This window comes from Bacillus sp. P4_D3 (assembly GCF_056401855.1).
The window spans coordinates 17925-33641 of record NZ_JBFUIN010000012.1; the positions used below are offsets into that span (position 1 = coordinate 17925).

Genomic DNA, 15717 nt, shown 5'->3' on the forward strand with positions numbered 1-15717 from the left:
TAATTTATTTAAAGAAAGTTGAAAGAATGTTCAGAAAATATAGGGTGATTTTGTAGAAGTATTGTACGTCTTAATTTATATTTAACAAAAAAAGATCATGCAAATTTGCATGATCTTTTTAGATGACCCGTACGGGATTCGAACCCGTGTTACCGCCGTGAAAGGGCGGTGTCTTAACCACTTGACCAACGGGCCGTTAAATTAAATATAGCGGCGGAGGGGATCGAACCCCCGACCTCACGGGTATGAACCGTACGCTCTAGCCAGCTGAGCTACACCGCCATGTCGTCGTATTTAACGGACAATTAGTATCTTACATCAGATATGTTTTAAAGTCAACACATCTCAAAAACTTTTTTAAAAATATATTCTCTCACATAAAAAAGTACCCGAGTAATCACTCTGGGTACCTCTCTATATGTTAAGAATTAAACGGACTTATTATCCGCGACGTGCGCCACGGCCACCACGTTTAGATTCTGTGTTACGCTTTAAAGAAGTTAAACGATCTTCACTATCTTTTAAAAAGCGTGCCATCTTTTGCTCAAATGTTTCTTTTGGAGCTCGTTCGTTACCGCCACCGCGGTTATCTCTGTTGGAAGAACGATTATTATTACGTTGTGGACGTCCAGAACGTTGTTGATCACCACCACGTTGGTATTCACCACGTGGACGATCTCCTTCTGTTTTTTCACGTTCTTTCGCTTTCTTAATAGATAGGCCAATTTTGCCATCTTTTTCAACATTGATAACTTTTACTTCTACTTGGTCGCCTACTTTTAAGTGATCGTTAATATCTTTCACATAATTATCAGCAACTTCACTAATATGAACAAGACCTGTTAAGCCTTCTGGCAGCTCCACAAAAGCCCCAAAATTTGTAATACCTGTTACTTTACCCTGTAACTTGCTGCCTACCTCGATTGACATAAAAAAAATGCTCCTCCTTAGTGGTTAAAAAGTCAAATTTTACTTTATTATATATAATCCTAAAATACAGTGTCAATAAGACATACTCTACTTAGAAACAGGAAAAATTATCTCCCCTTTTCCGGAGAAGAAATAATCCCTTCTAGCAATCTTTAAAACGTACTCTTCATCATTCAACTTTTGAACTTCATCTTTTAGATTCTTTTCTTTTTTCGTTAATGAATCCAGTTCTTTTTTCATGTCCTTAACTTTCGCTTCTTTTGCTTTAATGGAACTGTTTTGTTGATAAAACGTCACACTAATACTAGCAATAATTGTAAAAGCAAAGACAAGAAAAACCGCTAAACGGCGATAAAGTCGCTTCCTGTTCTCATCCGTTTGTATTATATGTTCTTTAACAGGATTTGGACTCTGTTTTTCGATTGTTCTTTGTCTCAGTTCCCTCATTTCCGAGGTCCCCCTAACTTCTTTTTTATACGCACCCATAATTGGAAGATATGTCCCTTCAATTTTGCTACATATTGCAGGAACCCTACATGCTTCATTATAAAAAGTTTAACACGATTAGGGAGAAGTTTCCATATGAGCGAAGCAATAAACCGAACAGGCGAGAAAAAAACTTTCCATATGAAAAGTAATATCCAAATCACCATTTTCCATAACACATGTCCAATTGAAAGCAGTATACGAAATAAGAATAATATAAATGCAATAAATAGCTGTGCTATAATAATAACAGGTTTTATCATGAGTAGCTGTATAATTCGAACAAAAAATTGTGTTGTTTGTACAAAAATATAGATGAGAAAATTTAACATCTTCATGTATAGTGCTTTCAATAAGCTTTGATATGCTGCAAAACCACATAGTAACGCCAAAAATACATATATACGTAGTTCAGCTTCATTTACACGCAGTAATACATAAAAAACGAATAATGCTTGGACAATCCAAAATAGTATATCATGTATAAATACAAGCCAGCGTTTACGCTCTTGGCGTTTTAAAAACCGTTGGTATGTATCTAAAGAAGCACCAATCCAAGCACCCATTCCAATCATTGAAAGCATTGTATACAACTGAATTGTTAGGCTCATTTAAACAACTTACTAAAGAAGCCTTTAGTTTTCTCCCCTTGGTTCTCATCAATATACAGCATTTCATGAACTTTCCCTTTAATTGATACAACACCCTTTTCTACATCTAAATTCTTCATTTGCAAATTTTGACCACGAATTGTTAAAAAACCCATTACAGTCTCAAGTAAAAACTCTTCGCTATCAAAACTCTCTACTTGCTTTACACCAGTAATATCGATTACACGCCTGCCACGCATGATAATATCATGCTCTACAGAAACATTTTGTTGATTAGAAGACATAGGTGAGTAACCATTATTCACGAAAATCCCCCCATAGCTTTATACTAGCTAATAGTAATGTATGAGGGGCTAACCTATTTTAGAACAAGCCTTCTTCCGCTTTCACTTTTTCCTCACGAACGAGACTATACATGTTTGCTGCATCTTCTTTTTTAGTTGTTTCTTTCAATTCATTTACTTTCACAGTTACTATTTTTTGCCCGAAACGAATTGTTAATTCATCCTCTACCTTCACATCTGAACTCGCTTTTGCCACTTGGCCATTAATCGAAATTCTTCCTTGGTCAGACACTTCTTTTGCTAATGTTCTTCTTTTAATTAAACGTGATACTTTCAAAAATTTATCTAGACGCATATCAAATCCCCCTATTAACGCTCTGTTTGTTTTGCCTCTTCCCATAAAATATCTAACTGTTCTAATGATAAATCTTGCATTTCCTTATTCATTTCAGCTACTTTTGCTTCCATGTATAAAAAGCGAGCCATAAATTTCTCATTAGTTGAACGTAACGCTTCTTCTGGATCTAATTTATAATGACGAGCTATATTAACAAATGCAAATAGTAAATCACCAAATTCACCTAGCATCTTTTTCTCATCCATGTTTACAACTTCTTGTTGGAATTCTTGCCATTCTTCTAAGGCCTTCTCTATCATCGGCTGCACATCAACCCAATCAAATCCAACCTTTCCAGCTTTCTTCTGAATTTCATAAGCACGCATTAGCTGTGGCAAGCTTTTTGGAATACCTTCTAAAACAGATTCTTTCACGAATCCCTTTTCTTGTTTTTTAATTTCTTCCCAATTTGCAATCACTTCATCAGCATTATTTACATCCGTATTCCCAAACACATGCGGATGACGACGAACCATTTTCTCAGCTAAAGTCCGAATAATATCATCTATAGAGAACCAACCTTCATCCTCTCCAATTTGAGCATGAAGCATAACTTGTAATAATATATCACCCAGTTCTTCTACTAAATGATCATCATCCTCTTCATCAATTGCTTCTAGCACTTCATATGCTTCTTCAATTAAGTATTTCTTTAAAGATTGATGAGTTTGTTTTTTATCCCACGGGCAACCATTCGGTCCACGCAGTTCCGCAATAATTGCTCTAAGCACATCAAACTGCTGATACAAAGACGCACGTTCCTTAACCGGGGGTACATATACACTCGTTAAATTATTTAACTCCGTTTCATGATCTAACATGTATAACGGTACCTTTTTTACTTGCTCAAATGAAGTTCCTGCAGCTGTTACGATATACACTTCATAATCATCTGGCAACATCTCCATTAACATCAGTTTCACATCTGAAGCAACGAACGCATCATACACTTGGCAAAAGATTAAATGTTGACGTAATTCTAATTGTCCTCTTTCAAATGATGTAGCATCAATTAATTGGAACCCTTCAATCGGATCAATTTTTAGACTTGCAAACATCGGATCAAGGAAACTTTGTCCACCTTCAATTCGCACTTCAATATTTGCTACTTCTCCTTTTTCCAAAAGTAGCTGAACTGTTCTTTCTGCTACAAGCGGATGACCTGGAACAGCATAAATAATTTCTGCGCCTTTAGCCTGTTCTAGCAATGTATTCGCGATTGTTTCATATACGATTTCAAATGTATCATGTGCCTCATATACATTATCAAAGGCCGTATACTTTATAGCTTCTTTCTCCAATTCTTCTATAACTGGATGTTCCTTTGTTCTAACGAACATATGTTCCGATTCTTTTATCTTTCGATATACACCCATCGTTAACTGATCTAATTCACCAGCACCTAATCCTAAAATAGTAATAATTCCACTCACAACCAGTCACCTCTATCCACTCTTCTTCAATGAACCTTCTTTTTTCTCTTGTTTCATAACGGTTCCTAATTCTTCTTTTGTAAATACACGTAATTTTAAAATTAAAAACATATATGCTAATCCACCGATAGCTACACCTAACAGCGCTTCAAGCGTCGCAACCCCTCTATGTCCTGTATCAATTACTAATCCGGACATTCGCAACATACGCATAAAGATTATTAATACAAACCCCATACCGATACCACTAATAGCTACACCTAACATATTCCGCCTATCAATAAGCGGCTCCGATACAGCTCGCATAAGTAACACACTATTTAGCAAGGCAATTACAATAAGCGCAACTAAAGTTGCAATTGCAGCTCCCTTTACACCAAAATACGGCATTAATATATAGTTTAAAACTAACTTCAAACAACCTCCAAATACAACGAATATTGCTGGTTTTAATGTTTGTCCCACTCCTTGCAAAATAGAAGCAGTTGTAATTGACAATGAACTAAATAAAATAGATAAAGATAAAATCGATAACACATCTGATCCATCACTATTTTCAAACAACATAATATTTGTAGGTTGAATAATACAAGTTAATCCAATAGCAGCTGCAAATCCAATAACAAATGTTATTTTCATTGCTAATTTTACCTTTTCTTGAATAAATGAAAGATCTCCTCTTTCTTTCGCCGCTGTAATAATAGGAATAAGTGACAATGAGAAAGAAGTTGTCACAACAGTACCTAATTGCATAAGCGGGATACTTCTATCATAAACACCTTTTAGTACCTTTGCATTTTCAACTTGCTCTCCCGCGCGAATAAGCAAGGTATAAAAGGAAATAGAATCCGACATTTGTATAAAAATAAGGACTAAATTACTAACACAAATCGCTAATCCCTGCCAAAAAAGGATTCGAATAATCCTTTTTTTACCTCCAATTCTCTTCCAACTTTTAAAGAAAATAGCATGGAAATCATGACGCATATAAAGTAAAAGTACGATAATCCCAATAAGCCCGCCTGCAATTGAACCTAGCATAGCACCCGCACCAACTGTATATAAATCAAATCCATGAGCAATAAGGAATAGTGATAAAAATACAATAATAGAAACACGAATTGTTTGTTCAATTACTTGCGAAACAGCCGTCGGCATCATATTATTGAATCCTTGAAAATATCCTCTCGCTACAGATAAAAATGGCATTAGTAGGAATGAAAACGAAATAACACGTAATAATTTATCTAAATGTATATCGCCCATAGCCGATGCAATTTTTTCGGCCCCAAAGAATAATGTGAAAAAACCTATAAATCCAATTCCTAATAAAAACCAAAAAGATACACAAATAATTTCTTCTGCTTCTTTTTGTTTTCCTCGTTCTAATCTTTCTGCGACCATTTTTGAAATAATAATGGGAAACCCATAAGTGGCTAAAATTAAACAAAATCCATAAAATGGATAAATTTGTTGGTAAATATAAAAACCAACATCACCCGCTATATTTTGATATGGAATACGGTAAAAAGCGCTTAATACCTTTGTAACAAAACTTGCGATTGTTAATATAATAGCCCCACGCCAAAAGGCTTGGTACTTCTTCGCTTCCATACAAGAAAACTCCTTTTTCTATTCTCACCCCTCGTATTATATCACAAAGAAAAACTGTCTCTCCTTCATATTCCTTACATTCACTGACTTCTTTCAACAGCAAAAATACTCAATGAAAAAAGGTAGCAAAGCGCTACCTTCATTCAATGCTTATATCTCCAAATAGTTAATTTCTCAAATAGAAATATCATAATTAGGAAAGATTGCTACTTATAGAAATTACACTTCACTACTGCTCCATTTGTTTCGCTAAAAAGCTTGCAGCTGTATTTACTGACTTATGCTCTACTTCACTTATAATAGCCTCTTTAGAGAAGATAACAACAGCCCCAATTGGATCCCCATTCGCAACAATCGGGCCAATTGTATAGGAGATGACTTTTTCTGTTACTCCATCAATAATTGAAATTTCACTTTCATCTGTCATAATTACAGACTTGCGCTCTTCCATTGTCTTCTCAATTAAATCGCCAACACTTTTATTTAAGTATTCTTTTTTAGATACGCCTGCTACTGCGATAATAGAATCACGATCGCATACAAGCACATTATGTCCTAAGCTATCATATAAAGCTTCCGTATATTCTTTTGCAAAATTACCTAGTTCACTAATCGGAGAATATTTCTTTAAAATGACTTCTCCATCGCGATCAACAAATATTTCTAGTGGGTCCCCTTCTCGAATACGTAAAGTTCTACGAATTTCCTTTGGGATTACTACCCTGCCTAAATCATCAATTCGACGTACGATTCCAGTTGCTTTCATTCTATGCTGCCTCACTTTCTACTGATGATCAAAGTGGTGAATTTACCTGTTCATGTAAAAATCACCAACTATTAAACATAGTATTTTACACATTAGTTCTTCTATGCACGTCGAATTGTATTTTTTATCTTATATTAGGCATTTATTACTTCTTTTTTTACATCTGGTAAGCCTTTTAATAAATTTTCAGCAATTGTTAACCATTTCGATGTCTCTAATCCATTCGTTTTCATCACAATTTTCAATTGTGACCCCTCCATACCAAGACCGATCATACGACCAAAACTACTTCCTAGCATGAATAATTTTCCACCATCTATATTTTGGCTCGCTTGTTCAGAAAACAGGAATGTTACTTCAAACTTATTTTGCTTAATTAACTCAATTTGTTCTTTCATCGCCAACACTTTAATGTTTGCAATTTGTAATAAATAACCAACTTCTTGTGGATAATCACCAAATCTGTCGATCATCTCTTCCTGCAACTCTTCAATATCTTCAATTGCAGAAATACCTCTAAATTGTTTATACATCATAATTTTTTGTTTACTATCTGAAATATACGCATCCGGTAAATATGCGTCTACTTCTAAATCAATTTCAACATTAACGGTATTTTCAACTCCATCTGTCCCTCTACGTTGCTCAATTGCATCTTTTAACATTTGAGAATATAGATCAAATCCGACAGAATCAATAAATCCATGTTGTTCTGCCCCTAACAAATTACCCGCACCACGAATTGATAAGTCTCTCATCGCAATTTTGAAACCAGATCCAAGCTCTGTAAACTCTTTAATTGCCTGCAGACGCCTCTCTGCAACTTCCGATAACACTTTATCACGTTTGTATGCAAAGTAGGCATACGCGACGCGATTAGAACGTCCAACACGCCCACGAAGCTGATACAACTGCGATAATCCCATACGATCTGCATCAAATACAATTAATGTATTTACATTCGGAATATCTACACCCGTCTCGATAATTGTTGTACTTACAAGAACATCATGCTGCCCTTCTAAAAACGATAGCATAACAGACTCTAATTCACCTTCATTCATTTTCCCATGTGCGTATGTTACACGAGCATCTGGAACTAACATCGAAATTTCATCTGCTTTTCTTTCAATATCCTCCACACGGTTATATAGGAAGTAAATTTGACCGCCTCTTGCCAACTCTCGCTCTATCGCTTCTCTCATTAACGCCGGATTATACTCTACTACATATGTTTGTACTGGGAAACGATTCTCTGGTGGTGTCTCAATAACAGATAAATCGCGCACACCAAGCATAGACATATGAAGTGTACGTGGAATCGGAGTTGCCGTTAATGTTAACACGTCAACATTTGCTTTCAATTGTTTAATTTTTTCTTTATGTGTAACGCCGAATCTTTGTTCTTCATCAATAATAAGAAGTCCTAAATCTTTATACGTAACATCTTTAGATAAAATACGATGTGTTCCGATTACAATATCCACCGTTCCATCTTTTAAACCTTTAATCGTTTCATTTTGTTGTTTTCGTGTGCGGAATCTACTTAGTAACCCTATATTAATCGGGTAATCTTGAAAACGCTCTCGAATTGTTTCATAGTGTTGTTGTGCAAGGATTGTTGTCGGTACTAAAATCGCAACTTGTTTTTCATCCATAATTGCTTTAAATGCCGCACGAATAGCTACTTCAGTCTTTCCATATCCTACGTCGCCACAAAGAAGCCTATCCATCGGACGTCCGCGTTCCATATCTTTCTTAATCTCTTCAATAGAACGTAATTGATCCTCTGTCTCTTGATATGGGAAAGAGGATTCAAATTCCTGTTGTTCTGCCGTATCTGGTGTATATGCATAACCTTTCGAAGCTTCACGCTCGGCATATAATTTAATTAGGTCATCTGCAATGTCTTGTACAGATTTTTCAACTTTCGTTTTGACCTTCTTCCAATCATTTCCGCCTAATTTATAAACTTTTGGATCCTTACCTTCAGACCCTACGTATTTTTGCACTTGATCAATTTGTTCAATTGGAACGTATAACTTATCATTACCTTGATATTTAATATTTAAATAATCTTTATGAACACCATTAATCTCTAATGTCTCAATACCTAAAAATTTACCTATACCATGATTTACATGAACTACATGGTCTCCAACTTTTAATTCCGAATAACTTTTAATACGTTCAGCGTTAGATAACTTTTGCTTACGTTGTGATTTTTTAACCTTCTTATGAAAAAGCTCTTTTTCAGTAATGACAACAAACTTTTGCATCGGCATTTCAAAGCCTGCATGTAAATCACCTACAGCAATTTGTAACCTTCCAGGCAATAAGACATCTGTGGCCTCTACAATGTCTGCATCAATATCATAATCACTTAAAATATGTTGTAGTTTTTTTACGCGTTCCCCATCTGTTCCAAGCACAACGGTCGTAAAATGCCCTTCATTCCATCTATCAATTTCAGTTTTTAACAACTGCATCTGTCCGTGGAAATCTTGCATCGTTTTACATGTCACATTCACAATGTTTTGAGGATGTGTGTGTGCTATATGGCGTAAGAATAACGTTAAATATACAAAACTTCTTTTTTTATTATGAAGAAATTCCTCAAATGAGTGGGAGAAAGATAAATCCTGAATAATTGTTCCTTCGCCAAGAAGTGAGATATACCATTCCGCTTCTTCGGTTTCAAGATGTGATGCTGTTTCTTGAATACGGGAAATCTCATCTAAAATTACAACACCGTTTTCTGGTAAATAATCTATCAGACTAGCAGGTTCTTTATAGAAAATAGATAAATATTTAAACATTTGTTCTATACTTTGCCCGTTTTTCAACATTTCAATTTCATGACTAACCGTCTCAAGCACAGCAGTCTTTAATTTATCATCGGAAAGCTTTTGCATCGTCTTAGTCAAACCTTCTTCAAGATGCTTAATTCCCGATTTCAATTCTTCCTGTGAAAATAAAAACTCTGTTGCCGGACCAAACCGAACACTTTCCCTTTTATCTTGAGAGCGCTGTTCTTCCACATCAAATAATCGAATAGAATCAACCTGTGTATCAAAGAATTCAATACGAAATGGTAATTCTTCAGTTAATGGGTAAATATCTAATATTCCCCCGCGCAAACTAAACTCTCCTGGAGCTTCTACCATCGACTTACGCTCGTAGCCAATATGATGTAAGGTATGCAAGAGTGCATCTAAATCAATCTCTTGCCCTAGATTGATTTCAATTTGCCTTTGCTTCCATAATTCTTTTATCGGTAAAAACCTACGCAGCCCTGCAACTGGCGCTACAATAATCCCATTCTCTCCCGCCGCTAAGCGATTTAACACTTCAATACGCTGCGCCTTCAATTCTGGACTTGCAACACCAACTTCCGATGCTATCAATTCATTTACCGGATATAGCCAAACATCTTTTTCACCAAGTAACGCCACTAAATCTTCATGTACTTTTTGTGCTTGGTATAAATTGTGCGTCACAATAAGTTGTGATTGCTTTGTTTTTTTATATAAAGCTGCCATTAATAATGAACGAGAGGATGTTGCCATACCCGATACAAGTTGTTCCTTCAACCCATCTTCTAGCCCATTAATAACCGATTGTATTTCTTCATTTTTATAAAATTGCTCTAATAAACCTATCATTTTCAAAACTCCTCTCAACATAAAGAGCAAGTTACTATATTTTATGCAAATATTTTGGAAAAAGAAAACAGAAAAATGCTTTGGACATGCCAAAGCGACAACATTTTATTGCAGAAATTTTTCATATTCATAATACTCAGGATAAGATGCGAGCGTTTCTTGACACGATTCACAAATCGTTTTTATATATATATTTCCATTCTCATGAAAATGAATCATATCCACTACTTCTTGCTCTGTTAGTTGAAACAAAACGTCGCTATATACTTTTTCTGCGATAATGGAGCCCACATTACTTCCGCAATGTCTACAGTAATAATAACCTTCCATACTAGCCTCCTAAATATCCAATTGCTACTAGTATGGGATAAAACAAAATAAAATATTCCAGATTGTGCGCTTAACTATTAAAAGTATTCATGATTTGGAGAAAAGGTTTATTTAACCATTCCTCACATGCATCTGCTGCATTTTCAATGGATTGATTAACGCCAGATATTTCTTCAGATGTAAAACGTCCTAATACGTAATCCACTACTTTCATCCCATTTTTCGGACGATCGATTCCCATACGGATACGTTGAAATTCTTGTGTTCCTAAATGTGAAATTGTTGATTTCACACCATTATGTCCACCCGCACTACCTTTCATGCGAAGGCGTAACTTACCTACAGGAATATCTAAATCATCGTACATAACAATGAAGTCCTCAACATCAATTTTATAATAATCCATGAGCGGACGGATACTTTCCCCAGATAAATTCATATATGTAAGTGGCTTTAGTAAGATTACTTTTTCCCCATTAACAAAGCCAGCGCCAAATACTCCTTTAAACTTTTGTTCATTCAAAGAAATACTCCAACGCTTTGCAAGTTCATCGATCGCCATAAATCCAATATTATGCCTTGTTAATTCATATTCTCTACCTGGGTTCCCAAGTCCTACTATTAATTTCATTCTTGTACCACTACTTTCTTTTTTCGATACGAAAAGACGTAACCAAGCTTGGTTACGTCTCATTCTATCCAATTAATTGAATAATACACTTACAGATTCTTCTTCGTATACACGAATGATTGCTTCTCCGATTAATGGAGCAACTGAAAGTTCATGTACTTTATCAATTTTCTTCTCTTCTGGTAATACAATAGAGTTCGTTACAACTAACTCTTTAATATTCGAATTTTGAATACGCTCAATTGCTGGGCCAGATAATACTGGGTGTGTACAGCAAGCATATACTTCAGAAGCACCGTTCTCAACAAGAGCGTTTGCCGCTAATGTAATTGTACCAGCTGTATCAATGATGTCATCAATTAAAATTGCTGTTTTGCCTTCAATGTTACCGATAATGTTCATTACCTCCGATACATTCGGACGAGGACGACGCTTATCAATAATAGCGATTGGCGCTTTTAGGCGATCCGCCATTTTTCTAGCACGCGTTACACCACCGTGATCAGGAGATACGATTACGATATCTTTAAGGCCTTTTGCTTCAAAGTAATCTGAAAGAATCGGTACACCCATTAAGTGGTCGATCGGGATATCAAAGAATCCTTGAATTTGTGGAGCATGTAAATCTAGAGTGATTACACGAGTTGCACCTGCTGTTTCAAGCAAGTTTGCTACAAGTTTCGATGTAATTGGTTCACGAGAACGCGCTTTACGGTCTTGACGCGCATAACCATAGTAAGGAATAACAATATTAATTGTTTTTGCAGATGCACGTTTCAATGCATCAATCATAATAAGTAATTCCATGATATGTTCGTTTACTGGGAAGCTTGTAGATTGAATAATGAATACATCGCAACCACGGATACTTTCTTCAATGTTAATTTGAACTTCTCCATCACTAAAACGATCAACAGAACATTTTCCTAGTCCTACTCCAATATGCTTTGCGATTTGCTCAGCAAGTTCCTTATTAGAGTTTAAAGAGAATACTTTCAAATTAGAATTTAGATATTGAGTCGACATCTAGATTAACCCTCCACATTATGATTTTTTCTTATTCAGCAATTGATCAACATAGTCTTCTTTGTTAACTTGACGTGCACGTGCTACTGATAATGCTTTTGATGGAACATTCTCTGTTATTGTAGAGCCTGCTGCCACATAAGCACCATCTTCAACTGTTACAGGAGCAACAAGGTTTGAATTACATCCAATAAATACCCCGTTACCAATTACAGTTTTAAATTTATTCTTGCCGTCGTAGTTCACCGTAATTGAACCACAACCAAGATTCACGTCTTCTCCAACTTGTGCATCCCCGATATAACTTAAGTGTGAAGCTTTACTTCTATTACCAAAAACAGTTTTTTTGATTTCTACGAAGTTTCCAACGCGCACTTCATCTCCAATAACTGAATCTGGGCGAATATGTGCAAATGGACCAACCGATACTTCTGTACCAAGTTTGCTGTCATGTACAGTAGATTGACGAATTACCGTACGATCTCCAATTTCACTATCGCGAATTACTGTATGCGGTCCAATTTCACAATCCGAACCAATTACAGTGTTACCCTCAATAACCGTTCCTGGGTGAAGAACTGTATCACTACCAATAATTGCATCCGCAGAAATGTATGTGTTACTTGGATCAATAATTGTAACACCATTTACCATGTTCTTTCGGTTGATACGATTTTTCATAATAATTTCCGCTTGCGATAGAGCGACTCTGTCGTTAACACCTAACGTTTCATCGAAGTGCTCTGTTTGATAAGCTGATACAATATGACCCTCATTTTTTAAAATTTCAATAACGTCCGGAAGGTAATATTCGCCCTGTACATTATCATTTGAAACTTTAGAAAGTGAAGCAAATAAAGCTTTATTATCAAAACAATACGTACCTGTATTGATTTCTTTAATAGCTAATTCTTTTTCATTTGCATCCTTATGCTCAACAATCTTTTCAACATGACCATTCTCATTACGAACGATACGGCCATATCCAGCAGGCTCTTCTATGTACGCTGTTAGTACCGTCGCCATTGCTCCCGCTTCTTCGTGTTGCTGAAGCAATGCTTCCATCGTTTCAGCAGTTATTAGAGGTGTATCACCACAAATAACTAAAGTTGTTCCTTCTTCATTTGCAAGTACACTTGCAGCTTGATCGACAGCATGAGCTGTACCAAGTTGTTCTGCTTGTAATGCAAACTCACTTACATTTCCTAGCTGTTCTTGTACCTTTTCAGCACCATGTCCAACGACTGTTACAAGTTTCTGCAATCCTAATTGAGATACTTCATTGACTACATGTTGTACCATTGGTTTTCCACATACAGGATGCAGCACTTTGTATAGCTTGGACTTCATACGTGTGCCTTTACCTGCAGCTAGAATCACTGCAAATCTGTTTGACATATAGACCCTCCATCGCAACCTATTTATCCATTAACGATATTATCCTAAATCATCATATATTTCAAGAAACACATTATAACTATTAAATTTTACCATAATTCTTATAAGATGTTTTACTCTTTAGTATCTTTTTTAAGGAATAAGCTATACTATTTTAAATGATTTTGAAAAAATTAGAAGTTTTTCATCTTTATTTTTTCAAAATATGAATTTTTATAATTAGAAACGTGTATTATTCAAAAAAAAACAAACTCCTGTAAATGCTTACAGGAGTTTGCTACAAAATTATAAGACTTTCTTTCAAAAGCCCTTTTCATTCGAATTTTACGAAGCGCCTGCTTCTTCAAACTCAACCTCTTCTAACTCGCCTAAACGATGATACTCTGTTAAAACCGCATCTTGAATTTTAGAGCGTGTATTAGAATTAATTGGATGTGCAATGTCACGGAATTCTCCATCTGGAGTACGTTTACTTGGCATTGCTACAAATAATCCATTATTACCATCAATTACACGAATATCATGAACAACAAATTCATGGTCTAGAGTAATAGAGGCAATTGCTCTCATGCGGCCTTCTGTGTTTACGCGGCGTAATCTTACGTCAGTCACTTCCATCTTGTGTTCACCACCCTTTTCTAAATAAGCGATATATTTGTATAAATTCCACAAAATTTCTATTTTCCCTTTAATTTTTTAAAAATTTTTAAGATAAAAATTTTTAAGTTAGTTGAATATAAGGATTAGTAGAGATTATCGCTTACAAAGAGTTACTTAACTAGGGCAATTACTTCGATTTCAACAGAAACATCTTTCGGTAATTTTGCTACTTGTACACAAGAACGCGCTGGTTTATGAGTAGAGAAATAAGAACCGTATACTTCATTAACAGCATTAAAATCATCCATATTCTTTAAGAATACTGTTGTTTTTACCACTGTATCAAATGAAGCACCTGCTTCTGCTAATACCGCTTGTAAATTTTCAAATACTTGCTCTGTTTGTACTGTTACATCTCCTGTTACAAGTTCTCCACTTGCCGTTAACGGAATTTGTCCTGAACTATAGAACATATTATTTACAATAATCCCTTGTGAATATGGTCCGATTGCCTGTGGTGCTTTGCTTGTTTGAACAACTTTCATACTTTTCACCCTTTTATTATTTATTTTTACTCTTTAAAAATAGTGTACCAAAGGCAGTTTGTCCATCTATTTTGTAATTTATAAATAGGAATAAAAAAAGGTAAAGCTATCTGCTTTACCTTTTTACTCAGCCTCTACAAGCCCTTTATCAAATGGTGCAAGTGAATAATTTCCCTTTTCCACTTGAATCGCTTTTTCTTTCACATCAACTTCTGACAGACGAATTAATGATACAAAGTTATTAATAAGTCTTTCTTCAATATCCGTAGACTCTACTAATACGCCAATTCCAACAACATTAGCTTTAAACTCTTCTAGCATGCTCATCATGCCTTGAATGGTTCCGCCAGCTTTCATAAAGTCATCAATAATTAAAACATTGGATCCTTCTGGAAGGCTACGCTTTGCTAAAGTCATCGTTTGGATTCGCTTAGAGGAACCCGATACATAGTTAATACTAACAGTGGGTCCTTCTGTTACCTTATTATCTTTTCTCGCAATTACTACCGGTACATCTAAGTAGTTCGCTACTGCATAAGCAAGCGGAATTCCTTTTGTCGCTACCGTCATAACCGCATCAATTGGTTGCCTAGCAAAAACAGAAGCAAATAAACGACCTGCACCATTAATTTGGCGAGGATTACTTAAAAGATCCGTCATATATAAGTAACCGCCAGGCAAAATACGGTCTGGTTTTTCAAATAAGCTACAAAGCTCATTAATAATCAGATTCGCCTCTTCTTCACTTATATAGGGAATATATTTCACTCCTCCTGCTGCTCCTGGTATCGTTTGCAATGTGCCGACCCCTTGTTGTTCAAACGTTTGCTTAATAATAACTAGATCTTCACTAATGGAAGATTTAGCCGATTGATACCTTTCAGCAAAAAAAGTGAGGGAAACTAGCTGACGAGGATTTTGTAGCAAGTAATAAGTCAGATCGACCAATCTTGTACTTCGTCTAATTTTCATACTCTCACCTCAAATCACGAATATTCTAA

General features: G+C 35.6%; 16 protein-coding genes and 2 tRNA genes. All 18 read right to left on the reverse strand.

Annotation, left to right across the window (positions count from 1 at the left end):
* Positions 1-123 precede the first annotated feature (123 nt).
* A tRNA-Glu gene (locus tag AC1DTM_RS04235) sits at positions 124-195 on the reverse strand.
* Between the two features lie 13 nt (positions 196-208).
* Positions 209-282: transfer RNA gene (locus tag AC1DTM_RS04240), tRNA-Met, on the reverse strand.
* Positions 283-441: 159 nt separating this feature from the next.
* The gene (locus AC1DTM_RS04245; protein ID WP_002063394.1) at positions 442-930 is read right to left on the reverse strand and encodes a S1 domain-containing RNA-binding protein; all 489 of its coding nucleotides are present in this window, start codon (positions 928-930) and stop codon (positions 442-444) included.
* A gap of 87 nt (positions 931-1017) precedes the next feature.
* Entirely contained in the window at positions 1018-1377 is a 360-nt protein-coding gene (gene divIC / locus AC1DTM_RS04250; RefSeq protein WP_002124547.1) for a cell division protein DivIC, read from the reverse strand.
* Positions 1374-2027, reverse strand: a complete 654-nt coding sequence (gene yabQ, locus AC1DTM_RS04255) for a spore cortex biosynthesis protein YabQ (RefSeq protein ID WP_002091573.1) — start codon at positions 2025-2027, stop codon at positions 1374-1376. The genes divIC and yabQ overlap by 4 nt, the downstream gene beginning before the upstream one ends.
* The gene (gene yabP / locus AC1DTM_RS04260) at positions 2024-2332 is read right to left on the reverse strand and encodes a sporulation protein YabP (protein WP_001059101.1); all 309 of its coding nucleotides are present in this window, start codon (positions 2330-2332) and stop codon (positions 2024-2026) included. Before yabP ends, yabQ begins: the two co-directional genes overlap by 4 nt.
* A 58-nt stretch (positions 2333-2390) precedes the next feature.
* Positions 2391-2666: an RNA-binding S4 domain-containing protein gene (locus tag AC1DTM_RS04265; protein ID WP_002009677.1), complete on the reverse strand. Its 276-nt coding sequence runs from the start codon at positions 2664-2666 to the stop codon at positions 2391-2393.
* A gap of 14 nt (positions 2667-2680) precedes the next feature.
* On the reverse strand, positions 2681-4141 hold the full coding sequence (gene yabN / locus AC1DTM_RS04270; protein WP_002159632.1) for a bifunctional methyltransferase/pyrophosphohydrolase YabN: 1461 nt from the start codon (positions 4139-4141) through the stop codon (positions 2681-2683).
* Between the two features lie 12 nt (positions 4142-4153).
* Positions 4154-5755 (reverse strand): putative polysaccharide biosynthesis protein, encoded by a 1602-nt coding sequence (locus tag AC1DTM_RS04275; protein WP_477000052.1) that lies wholly within the window; start codon positions 5753-5755, stop codon positions 4154-4156.
* 229 nt (positions 5756-5984) lie between these two features.
* Positions 5985-6521, reverse strand: a complete 537-nt coding sequence (gene spoVT, locus AC1DTM_RS04280; protein ID WP_016106817.1) for a stage V sporulation protein T — start codon at positions 6519-6521, stop codon at positions 5985-5987.
* Between the two features lie 134 nt (positions 6522-6655).
* Positions 6656-10186 (reverse strand): transcription-repair coupling factor, encoded by a 3531-nt coding sequence (mfd, locus tag AC1DTM_RS04285; protein WP_016106816.1) that lies wholly within the window; start codon positions 10184-10186, stop codon positions 6656-6658.
* A gap of 105 nt (positions 10187-10291) precedes the next feature.
* Entirely contained in the window at positions 10292-10516 is a 225-nt protein-coding gene (locus AC1DTM_RS04290; RefSeq protein ID WP_002091576.1) for an anti-sigma-F factor Fin family protein, read from the reverse strand.
* Between the two features lie 70 nt (positions 10517-10586).
* Positions 10587-11147, reverse strand: a complete 561-nt coding sequence (gene pth / locus AC1DTM_RS04295; RefSeq protein ID WP_002144538.1) for an aminoacyl-tRNA hydrolase — start codon at positions 11145-11147, stop codon at positions 10587-10589.
* A 72-nt stretch (positions 11148-11219) separates the two neighbouring features.
* Complete coding sequence (locus AC1DTM_RS04300) at positions 11220-12173, reverse strand: ribose-phosphate diphosphokinase (RefSeq protein WP_002091580.1); 954 nt, start codon at positions 12171-12173, stop codon at positions 11220-11222.
* Positions 12174-12191: 18 nt separating this feature from the next.
* The gene (glmU, locus tag AC1DTM_RS04305) at positions 12192-13571 is read right to left on the reverse strand and encodes a bifunctional UDP-N-acetylglucosamine diphosphorylase/glucosamine-1-phosphate N-acetyltransferase GlmU (RefSeq protein WP_002091584.1); all 1380 of its coding nucleotides are present in this window, start codon (positions 13569-13571) and stop codon (positions 12192-12194) included.
* 324 nt (positions 13572-13895) lie between these two features.
* Positions 13896-14189, reverse strand: coding sequence for a septation regulator SpoVG (gene spoVG / locus AC1DTM_RS04310; RefSeq protein ID WP_000454042.1), 294 nt, complete (start codon positions 14187-14189; stop codon positions 13896-13898).
* A 152-nt stretch (positions 14190-14341) separates the two neighbouring features.
* Positions 14342-14716 carry a RidA family protein gene (locus AC1DTM_RS04315; protein ID WP_016106815.1) on the reverse strand — a complete coding sequence of 125 codons (375 nt, stop codon included), beginning with the start codon at positions 14714-14716 and terminating at the stop codon, positions 14342-14344.
* A 123-nt stretch (positions 14717-14839) separates the two neighbouring features.
* Positions 14840-15688 carry a pur operon repressor gene (purR, locus tag AC1DTM_RS04320; RefSeq protein WP_002159635.1) on the reverse strand — a complete coding sequence of 283 codons (849 nt, stop codon included), beginning with the start codon at positions 15686-15688 and terminating at the stop codon, positions 14840-14842.
* Between the last annotated feature and the right edge of the window lie 29 nt (positions 15689-15717).